Genomic DNA, 10302 nt, shown 5'->3' on the forward strand with positions numbered 1-10302 from the left:
ACCGAGATGCACCCTTGCGAACGCGCCGCACGGCTGAAAGCCGCTGCCCCCCGTTCATACCAGCCGCTGCCCCAGCGGACGCGCCAAGCGCGCCCGTCCGTGCAGTGGTCGTTACTTCTTGGCCAGACCCGGCAGCGTGACCTGATAGACCAGGAACATGGTGTCGACATTGGCGCCGTCTTCGGCCTTGTAGGGCGCGCCGACCTGAAAACCGTCCTGGGCGAGGAAGTCGTTGTCGTTGGCGACGAACAGGAAGTAGTCGTCGGGCAGCTTCGGATCCAGAACGCTGACCACTGACATCGCCTCCCACTTCTCGGACAGGTTATCCTGGTCGTTGGGCGCGCCATTGTGCAGGCCGAAGCGGCCGAGCTCGGCACTGTCGTTGATGTCGATAAATGGCGTCAGCTTGGCCGGTGTCACCGATGGGTCGACGACGCCCTTGGGGGCGACCGGCTTGTCAGCGGCGTCGAAGGCGCCGCCGGCGATGTCGGTCGCGGCCGAGACGTCGACGACGAAGATCTGGCGCACAAGCGAGGTGCCGCCCTTCAGCCCCTGGCCGTTGCCGCTGTCGCGCGCCAGCATCAGGAAGGTCTGATCCGACAGTGCCACGATCTCGCTCTGCGCGGCGACCTTGGTCTTGCCCTTGGCATCCTTGAACACCGGCAGCGGCACGACATACTCATGCGCCAGCTTGAGATGGCCGAGGTCGGATGCGTCGTAGACCAGGGCGCGGGTGTTCTGGCGCGTGGCGGGCGAATCGCCGCCGTCCTGCCGGGGCGCCGACTGCAGCACGGCGATCAGGAACTTGCCGTCTGGCGTCATTGCCATGCCTTCGAGGCCTTGGTTGTTCTGGCGGCCGGTTTCGGGGTCCTTCGGATCGGGCTCGGCGGCACCGGGTCCCGGATTGTCCGAGGCGAAGTTCGGCGTGCCGTGGCGCATCGGCACGAGGGCGGCCGGTGGCTGGGTTGCCGACAGCAGATGCCCGTCGGCGGAAAACCGATAGATGTTCGGGCCGTATTCGTCGGAGATGAACATCGAACCATCGGGCAGCCGCACGATCGCCTCGTTGTCGAGCGCCAGCTTGCCATTGTCGGCTTGCGGCAGGATCGGCATGTCGCCGCTTGCCGCGCGCACGCCGTTGAGCGGATCGAGGCCTGTGGCATCAGCCCCCTTGTCGTCGGTGAGAAGCATGGTGTCGGCGAGCGTTGCCTTGACGCCGGTCTGCCGCTGGCCGGCAGCAGGTGCCGCACCCGGTGCCACCGGGGTAAACTCAATGCCGATGGTGTTGAGGCGCGGCCGGTAGTCGGTGGTGCCGACGACATTGTAGCCGCGATCTGGCAGCAGCCAGAGCGAACCTTTGTAGCCGGCGGCCTCATGCGTCCAGCCTGATGTGTCGATCGACATGCCGGAGCCCGATCCAAACGTCTCGCCGAACTTGTCGCGCTGAGCGGCCGGGATGCGGCCGACGCCGACCAGCCCCTTATTGACCGGGCCGGCGACGGCCGTGGTGCTGTCGGCGAGGGCCGGCGTCAAGGCGGTGAACAAGGCCAGCGCGACGCCGAGCGACGCGGTTCGATACAGGTGTTTCATGGATCCTCTTTGTGGCGGATGTGCCGGAGCGGACGCGGGACGAAAACTGAAAGAGGTGCGACATCGATGATGCCGCGCCTCCCCGAAACGCGGTCTACGGCGCGAACATGATGCTTGCGTGACAGCACGCAGTACATGCCGGCGGTCGACGAAAAACGATGCGCGCGCGCGGCACTAGACACTTATGTCCAGTGTATATATGCTCCAGCCTTCGGACTAACCGTGGAGGGGAAGCCTTGAAGTCGCACTACCGCGCAGTCGTCATCGGAGGTGGCGTGGTTGGAGCCTCGGTGCTCTATCACCTGACGCGGTTCGGCTGGAGGGATGTGGCGCTGATCGAGCGCGCCGAACTGACGGCCGGTTCGACCTGGCACGCGGCGGCAGGCTTCCATGCGCTTAACGCCGACCCCAACGTGGCGGCGCTGCAGGACTACACCATCAGTCTCTACCGCGAGATCGAGGCCGAATCCGGCTGGGATATCGGCCTGCATATGACCGGCGGCGTCAACATCGCCAGCGATCCCGCGCGGTGGGAGTGGCTGAAATCGGCCTGGGCGGTGTTCCAGTCGGTCGGCATCGAGACCGCTAGGTTGGTAACGCCCGATGAGATCAAGACGATCTGCCCGATCGTCGACGTCACCGGTGTGCTTGGCGGGCTGCATGATTCCAACGAAGGCCATCTCGACCCGTACGGCACGACGCATGCCTATGCGGGTGCTGCGAAGAAGCGCGGCGCCGACATCATCCTGCGCAACCGGGTGGTCGAGTTGAAGCCGCGCGCCGACGGTCGCTGGGATGTCGTCACGGAGCAGGGCACCATCATCGCCGAGCATGTCGTCAATGCCGGCGGGCTGTGGGCAAAGCAGCTCGGCCGCATGGCCGGCGTCGACCTGCCGGTGACGCCGATGGAGCACCATTATTTCATCACCGAGGACATTCCCGAGATCGCGGCGCTGGACAGGGAAATCGGCATCGCCGTCGATCTCGACGGCTTCTCCTACCTGCGGCAAGAGCGCAAGGGTGTGCTGCTTGGCGTCTACGAGCAGAATCCAAAGCACTGGAACATGGATGGTGCGCCATGGGACTACGGCATCGATCTGATCCCGGAAGACATCGACCGCATCAGCCCCGAACTCGCCAAGGCGCATGAGCGCTTTCCTTGCCTGGCGACGGCCGGCATCCGCAAATGGGTCAACGGTGCCTTCACCTTCACCCCGGACGGCAATCCGATTGTCGGGCCGGTGCGCGGGCTGAAGAATTACTGGGTCGCCTGCGGCGTCATGGCCGGTTTCAGCCAGGGCGGCGGCGTCGGCAAGTCGCTGGCCGAATGGATGATTTACGGCGAACCGCAGGCCGACATTTTTGGCATGGACATCGCCCGCTACGGCGCCTTCGCCGCCAACCGGGAATATCTCAAGCAGACGACACGCCAGTTCTATTCGCGCCGCTTCGTCATGACCTTTCCCAATGAGCGGCTGCCCGCCGGCCGGCCGCTGAAACGCCCCGGCGCCTATGACGGCATGACGGCCGCGGGATGCGAATGGACGGCGTCGTGGGGGCTGGAAATCCCGGCCTATTTCGCGCCGATGGGATTTGCCGAGAACACGACGCTGCGGCGCTCCAACGCCTTCGACATCGTCGGCGACGAGGCGCTGCAGGTGCGGCGCGCCGCCGGTCTCGTCGATATCTCGGCCTATTCGCGCTATGCGGTGGCGGGGCCAGGTGCGGAAGCCTGGCTCGACCGGCTGCTCGCCTGCAGGCTGCCGAAGCCGGGGCGGGCCGGCCTGGCGCCGATGCTCGGTCATGACGGACGGCTGAAGGGCGACCTCACCGTCTTCAACTGGGGCGGCGGCAGCTATTGGCTGATGGGCTCCTACTATCTCCGGGAATTCCACATGCGCTGGTTCGAGAGCCATGCGGCTGAAGGCGTCGCCGTCGCCGACCTCTCCGACACGATGAGCGGCTTTCTGCTGACCGGGCCGAATGCGCGCAAGATCCTGGAGCGCACAACGCATCAGGATGTTTCCGGCGCGGCACTGCCATTTATGGCTTGTGGAGCATTCGACGTCGGCATGGTGCAGGCACGTGTGGCAAGGCTGTCGATCGCGGGCGAACTCGGCTTCGAAATCAGTTGCCCTGTGACCATGCATGCCACTCTGCGCGAAACGCTGCTGGCCGCCGGCGAGGATCTCGGCTTGGCCGAAATCGGCTATTACGCGCTCAATGCGCTGCGGCTGGAGAAGAGCTTTGGCATCTGGTCGCGCGAATTCACGCAAGGCTACACGCCGGGCCACACCGGTCTCGACCGGTTCATCGCTTTCGGCAAGAGCGACTTCATCGGTCGCGAAGCGGCGTTGAAGGAGCGCGACGCCGGTGCCTCGCAGCGGATCGTGACGCTGGAGATCGACGCTATTGATGCCGATGCCAGCGGTTTCGAGCCAGTCTGGCATGACAGTCGGCGCGTCGGTTTCGTCACCTCGGGCGGATTTGGTTACACGATCGGCAAGAGCGTCGCACTGGCGTTGGTGGACGACGATTTTGCCGGGGAGGGGACGGCGCTTTCGGTGCACATTGTAGGCGTCGAGCGGCCGGCACGCGTCATCGCGGCCTCGCCCTACGATCCCGAGGGCAAGGCGATGCGGCAATGAGGAGAATACACCATGGTCGATGACGCGGCACGGGACAGCAGGCGCGAGCGCCGGCGTGGACGCACGGGCGAGGCAGGCAGCGAAAGCAGCCGCCGGCCCAATTACCATTCGCTGAAGAATCCGTTCCTGCCGCAGCCGATCTTCTCGGATGATCAGGTCGCCGCCATCCATGACACGGCGTTGCGCGTGCTGGAAGAGCTCGGCATCAAGGTGCTGCTGCCGCAGGCGCGTGAGCTTTTCGCCAATGCCGGCGCCCTGGCCGATCCGGACACCGACATGGTGCGCATCGGTCGCGACATGGTGACGGCGGCACTGGCCTCGGCGCCGAAGTCGATCCACGCCCATGCCGGTTCCCGCGCGCGCGATTTGACGCTCGAACTTGGCTCGATGGCGTTCCTGGCCGGGAGCGGAGCACCGAACGTCACCGATCTCGAGCGCGGCCGGCGGCCGGGAACACTGGCGGATTTCGAGGATCTCATGCGGCTGGTGCAGCATTTCGACGTGCTGCATATGCTGGGGCCCTGCATCGAACCGCAGGATGTCGACAACCGCTTTCGGCACTATGCCGTCACCCGCGCGCAGCTGACGCTGTCGGACAAGTTTCCATTCGTCTTCGCGCGCGGTACGCCGCAGGTCGAGGACGGGTTCGAGATGCTGCGGCTGGCGCGCGGCTTGTCGGAGAACGAGTTTCTGGCAAATGCATATTGCTACACCGTCATCAACACCAACTCGCCGCGCCAGCTCGACATTCCGATGGCGCAAGGCATCATCGATTTCGCCCGCGCGGGCCAAATCTCCGTCATCACGCCGTTCTGCCTGGCGGGCGCCATGGCGCCGATCACGGTCGCCGGTGCGTTGACGCTGCAGCACGCCGAAGCGCTGGCCGGGCTGACGCTGGCGCAGATCGTGCGGCCCGGTGCGCCGGTCGTCTACGGCTCGTTCTCCTCCAATGTCGACATGAAATCCGGCGCGCCTGCCTTCGGCACGCCGGAGCATGTCAAGGCGACGCTGGGCGCCGGCCAGCTGGCGCGCTTCACCGGGCTGCCGTGGCGGTCCGGCGGCGGCAGCGCGGCCAACATCTCCGACGCGCAGGCCGCGCACGAAACGCAGTTCGCGCTGTGGGGCTCGGTGCTGGCGGGGGCGACGATGTGCATCCATGCCGCCGGCTGGCTGGAGGGGGGCTTAAGCGTTTCCTTCGAAAAGCTGGTCACCGACATCGAGGCTTTGCAGACAGTGGCCGAGCTCTGTGCCCCGACACCTGGCGACAGCGATTCCATCGGTTTCGAAGCGATCGCCGAGGTGCAGCCGGGCGGCCATTTCTTCTCGGCCGGCCACACCATGGTGCGCTACCGCACCGCCTTCTATGAACCGCTGGTGGCCGACTGGTCGAATTTCGGCAACTGGACGCAAAGCGGCTCGAAGACGGCAAGCGAGCGCGCCACCGGCGTCTGGAGGCGGGTGCTTGCCGATTTCACGCCACCGGCAACGGCTGCCGCCACCGCCGGCGTGCTGGATGAGTTTGTCGCGCGGCGCACGGCAGAGGGCGGAGCGGCGCCGGTATCTTGAGGCTGGCTCCCGCTGATCGCCCTGGTTGTGGCGCGATCCGGAACCTACAGCGCCTCCCGCGCATTCAAGGTTGCGGCCGGTGCACTGCGCACCGATGTGCTGTTTGAGGGGAGGACGACATCGGCGGTCCTGCTGCCACCGTCAATCGCTGTCGCGGGCGACCAGCTCCAGCGGCCAGACCTCGCGGATGATCCGTGGACCCTCCGGGCCGGCGAAGGCGGGAAGCGACGCCAGTAACATTTCGGCGAGGCGTTGTCCCATTGGCTCCAGCGCCGGGCGGAAGGCGGTCAGCGCCGGGGAAAAATAGCGGCAGAGCGGCGTGTCGACGATGACGGTCACCGCCATGTCTTGACCCGGCCTGATGCCCATCTCGGCCAGCGCCTTGCAGCCGCCCAGCGCCATTGCATCATTGTTGAAGATGATGGCGGTCGGCGGGGCCTTGGAGCGCATCACCTGAGGCGTCACCTCGTAGCCGCCGGCCTCGTTGATGAAGCCGGAGGCGATCAGCTCGGGGTCGATCCCGATGCCGTGCCGCTTCAGGGCCTTGCGGTAGCCGGCCAGGAACAGATAGCCGAAGTTGAGGTCGAGCGACGGACGGACAGCGGCGATGCGGCGGTGGCCGCGCGCCACCAGGCGGTCGACGGCGTCGGCGCCGGCCTTCTCGAAATCGAGGTCGAGGGAAGGATAGGACTTGGCCCCGGAGCGGCTGCGGCCGAGCGTGGCGAAGGGAAAGCCGGCTTGCGTGAGATAGTCGATGCGCTCGTCCTCGCGCCGCGTCCAGGCCAGCAGCACCGCGTCGGCGCGGCGCGTTTCGACGACACGGCGCAGGCGCTCCTGCTGGTAGTCGCCCGGCGCCCCCATGACCACGGTCAGGTCGAGCCCGCTTTCGGCAAGCCTGGCCTGCAACCCGATCAGGAACGGAATGAAGAAGGGCTCGCCATATTGCTGGTCGCCGGGATGCGGCTGCAGCATGAAGGCGATCGAATGGGTGGCGCCTTGCCTCAGGCTGCGGCCAGACTGGTTCGGCGAATAGTTGAGCGTCCTGGCCGCCTCGAGCACGCGCTGGCGCGTGTCGGCATTTACATCGGCGCGACCGTTCAGCGCTCGCGACACCGTGCCGATCGATATGTTCAAGTGACGGGCAAGGTCGTGAATGCTGGACGCCAAGAGACTGTTCTCCCCCTTGCTTGGCTAGCACCGGTAGCCGCTCAGGCCAAGGCGGTAAGACGAATTTCGCCAAGAGCCGATTGACATTCTACGCCTTCGGGTGTGTTCTCGTAAACGTTTACGGAAAAACGTTTACGGTCCTGCCGTGGATGCCGTGACGATCGGTCTGGAGGGACCGAGCGGAGGAGGAGCGCTGGATGATCGATGTCGTCCTGGTCGGCTGCGGAGCGATGAGCAAGGCCTGGCTCGATGCCATCAGGCAGATCCACGGGCTCACGCTTGTCGGCCTCGTGGATCTCGATGCCGACAAGGCACGGGCGAGGGCGCGCGAATACGATCTCACCAATGCCTTCATCGGCAGCAATCTCGACGCCGTGCTCGACCAGACCAAACCGCAAGCGGTGTTCGACGTGGTGGTTCCAGCCGCCCGGCGCGAAGTCGCTTTTTCCGCTTTTGCCCACAATTGCCATCTGCTGACGGAAAAGCCGCTCGCCGACAGTCGGGAAAATGCGCGCGCCATCGTCGAGGCCGCGCGCCGCGCCGGGCGCATCCATGCGGTCGTGCAGAACCGCCGCTATGTCGCCGATGTCAGGCGCATCCGCAGGTTCCTGGATTCCGGCGTCATTGGTACGCCGACCAGCATCCATGCCGACTTCTTCGTCGCGCCGCATTTCGGCGGCTTTCGCGAGGAGATGGCGCATGTGCTGCTGCTCGACATGGCGATCCACACATTCGACGCCGCCCGCTACATGGTCGCCGGCGAGCCGGCCAATGTCTATTGCCAGGAATGGGAGCCGGCCAATTCCTGGTACCGGCAGGGATCGTCGGCCAGCGCCGTCTTCGATCTCGGCCGCGGCAAGGTCTTCACCTATGCCGGCAGCTGGTGCGCCGCCGGCTTCCGCACCAGTTGGGAAAGTACATGGCGCATCGTCGCCGAGCGCGGCAGCCTCCTCTGGGACGGCAATGACGAGCTGAGGGCAGAAGCAGTGATGCCGGGCCGCGACGGAATGTTCGACAAAACCCAGCCGATCGCGGTGCCGCCGCTCGATGCGTCCGATCGCGTCGGAGGCCATCTCGGCATTCTCCAGGATTTCGTTCGCGCCATCGAGACCGGCACCGAGCCGGAAACGCGCGGCGCCGACAACATCAAGAGTCTGGCCATGGTTTTTGGCGCCATCGAAAGCGCCGAGACCGGCCGCCGCGTGACAATCGCAGAGGACGCACAATGACGCCGAACCCGCTTCTCGACATCCGGATCGGCACCATGGTGCGGGCCAATCTCGACGACCCGGCGGCTTACGTCAAACAGATCCTGCCGCTCGGCTTCGAGAGCATCCAACCCTTCTTCTGGCAGACGCTTGGCGGCAAGGACCTGCCGCTTCTCGCCGGTCAGATCCGCGAGGCGATCGGCGATGCCGACGTCACCGTGTCCTCGCTCGGCGTGTTCGGCAATCCGCTGGAAGACGGCGAGGTCGACCGCGGCGTGCTCAAGGCCTGGGAGACGGTGATCGACAACGCGCATCTGTTCGGCACCTCGATGGTCAGCGGCTTCACCGGCCGCCTGCGCGGCAAACCTCTGCCGGACAGCCTGCCGCGCTTCAAGGAGGTCTGGGGACCGCTGGCCAAGCGCGCCGCCGACAAGGGCGTGCGCATCGCGTTCGAGAACTGCGCCATGGACGGCAACTGGGCCGCCGGCGACTGGAACATTGCCCACAATCCGGACGCCTGGGAGCTGATGTTCAACGAAGTGCCCGACGACAATCTCGGACTGGAATGGGAGCCCTGCCACCAGCTCGTCTATCTGATCGACCCCATGCCGCAGATCCGCAAATGGGCGCCGCGCATCTTCCACGTCCACGGCAAGGACGCGACGGTGCGTTGGGACGTGATCCGCGAGCATGGCGTGTTCGGCCGACTGCCCTTCGTGCAGATGCGCACGCCCGGTTTCGGCGACAGCGACTGGACCCGGGTGATCAGCGAATTGCGACTGGCCGGCTACAAGGGGGCCATCGATATCGAAGGCTGGCACGACCCGGTCTATCGCGGCGACCTCGAGATCACCGGCCAGGTGCGGGCGCTGGAATATCTCAAGCAATGCCGGGGAGGGGCCAGCTACCTGCCGAACCCGATGTGAGGATCGGCCGGCGGGAGGAGCCGGACGGGATGTCTGCAACGCGCATTGCCGAAGCGAATGTCGAAACCCCTCGCTTGCGAGGACAAAAAGGGAGGATAAGTGCATGAGCATGACGATGAGAAGGACAGTTCCGCGCTCGACCGTCGTGGCCGCCGCCACGGTGCTTGCCGCTGCGATCTCCACCTTGCCCGCGCGGGCGCTCGACGCCAAATGGTGCAAGGATGTCCACATCCGCTTCTTCGTCGGCGGCGCCGAGGGCGACGCTTTCGGCACCATCGTCTACAATGGCGCCAAGCAGGCAGAGACCGATCTCGGGCCGAAGGTCGACTACATCTTCTCCCAGTGGGACATCGAAAAGATGGTGCAGCAACTGCGCGAGGCCATTGCGGTCAAGCCCAACGGCATCGCCATGATGGGCCATCCGGGCGACGCGTCGATCATGCCGCTCGCCGAACAGGCGCACAAGGACGGCATCAAGATGATGTATCAGAACGTGCCGGTGCCGAAGGTGACGGCGGCATTCGGCGGAGGCTATGTCGGCGCCCAGCAGGAACAGCAGGGCCGCGCGCTCGGCGCCGAGGCGTTCAAGCTGGGCAAGCTGAAGGCCGGCGACAAGGCGATCATGATCGGCCCGTCGAGAATGAGGCCCGCGGCGCGCGCGAGCGCGGCACGGTGGCAGCGCTCAAGGAAGCCGGCGTCGAGGTCATCCAGTTGTCCTCACCGCCGAGCGGCGAATGGGCGTCCGATCCCAATCTGGCCATTCCGGTGATCACCGCGGCGCTGCTCAACAATCCCGACGTCAAGGCGGTCGGCTATCCCGGCGGGCAGATGCTCGGCAATGTCTCGACCTACATGCAGGCGGCCGGACGCAAGGCGGGCGAGATCTTCAACTTCGGCTTCGACACCAGCCCGCAGATCGTCGAGGGTTTTAAGGGCGGCTGGGTGCAATTGACCGCCGACCAGCAGCCGTTCCTGCAGGGCTATTTGCCGATCCTCAGCCTCTGCCAGCAGGTGGTGCTGGGGCTGGCGCCGGTGAATGTCGACACCGGCGCCGGCTTCGTCACGCCCGAAAATTACGAGATCGTCGCCGAGCTCGCCAAGCAGGCGCTGCGCTGACCTCCCAAGCCGCCCGCGCGGCTCAGATCGCCCCCCGGCGGCCGCGGCGTGGCACCAACCCACATCACACAAACAACTCGA

General features: G+C 65.7%; 6 protein-coding genes and 1 pseudogene. 5 read left to right on the top strand and 2 right to left on the bottom strand.

Translation table 11 applies throughout. The annotated features are described in order from the left end of the window. Positions 1-111: 111 nt before the first annotated feature. Positions 112-1590 (bottom strand): esterase-like activity of phytase family protein, encoded by a 1479-nt coding sequence (locus NKH52_RS22730; protein ID WP_352733714.1) that lies wholly within the window; start codon positions 1588-1590, stop codon positions 112-114. A gap of 236 nt (positions 1591-1826) precedes the next feature. Between NKH52_RS22730 and NKH52_RS22735 the strand changes: the two genes are divergently transcribed. Continuing rightward, the gene (locus tag NKH52_RS22735; RefSeq protein WP_352733712.1) at positions 1827-4238 is read left to right on the top strand and encodes a GcvT family protein; all 2412 of its coding nucleotides are present in this window, start codon (positions 1827-1829) and stop codon (positions 4236-4238) included. Positions 4239-4250: 12 nt separating this feature from the next. Then, positions 4251-5804: a trimethylamine methyltransferase family protein gene (locus NKH52_RS22740; protein ID WP_352733710.1), complete on the top strand. Its 1554-nt coding sequence runs from the start codon at positions 4251-4253 to the stop codon at positions 5802-5804. A gap of 141 nt (positions 5805-5945) precedes the next feature. Here the strand turns inward: NKH52_RS22740 and NKH52_RS22745 are convergent, their stop codons facing one another. Further along, complete coding sequence (locus NKH52_RS22745; protein ID WP_352733708.1) at positions 5946-6971, bottom strand: LacI family DNA-binding transcriptional regulator; 1026 nt, start codon at positions 6969-6971, stop codon at positions 5946-5948. Positions 6972-7168: 197 nt separating this feature from the next. Between NKH52_RS22745 and NKH52_RS22750 the strand changes: the two genes are divergently transcribed. The 3 genes and pseudogenes from NKH52_RS22750 (at position 7169) to NKH52_RS22760 (ending at position 10221) form a co-directional block, all read left to right on the top strand. Beyond that, a complete protein-coding gene (locus NKH52_RS22750) occupies positions 7169-8200 on the top strand; it encodes a Gfo/Idh/MocA family protein (RefSeq protein WP_352733706.1) in 1032 nt (343 codons plus the stop codon). Further along, a complete protein-coding gene (locus NKH52_RS22755; protein ID WP_352733704.1) occupies positions 8197-9105 on the top strand; it encodes a sugar phosphate isomerase/epimerase family protein in 909 nt (302 codons plus the stop codon). Before NKH52_RS22750 ends, NKH52_RS22755 begins: the two co-directional genes overlap by 4 nt. Positions 9106-9208: 103 nt before the next feature. Then, positions 9209-10221: pseudogene (locus NKH52_RS22760) on the top strand (substrate-binding domain-containing protein). The last annotated feature ends 81 nt before the right edge of the window (positions 10222-10302 follow it).

It is taken from the genome of Mesorhizobium sp. M1066 (assembly GCF_040318635.1).
Taxonomy (GTDB): Bacteria; Pseudomonadota; Alphaproteobacteria; order Rhizobiales; family Rhizobiaceae; genus Mesorhizobium.

Bases quoted from the DNA above. Each gene is read 5' to 3' on its own strand.
- NKH52_RS22740 (WP_352733710.1), top strand. From the start codon at position 4,251: ATGGTCGATGACGCGGCACGGGACAGCAGGCGCGAGCGCCGGCGTGGA.
- NKH52_RS22730 (WP_352733714.1), bottom strand. From the start codon at position 1,590: ATGAAACACCTGTATCGAACCGCGTCGCTCGGCGTCGCGCTGGCCTTG.
- NKH52_RS22750 (WP_352733706.1), top strand. From the start codon at position 7,169: ATGATCGATGTCGTCCTGGTCGGCTGCGGAGCGATGAGCAAGGCCTGG.
- NKH52_RS22755 (WP_352733704.1), top strand. From the start codon at position 8,197: ATGACGCCGAACCCGCTTCTCGACATCCGGATCGGCACCATGGTGCGG.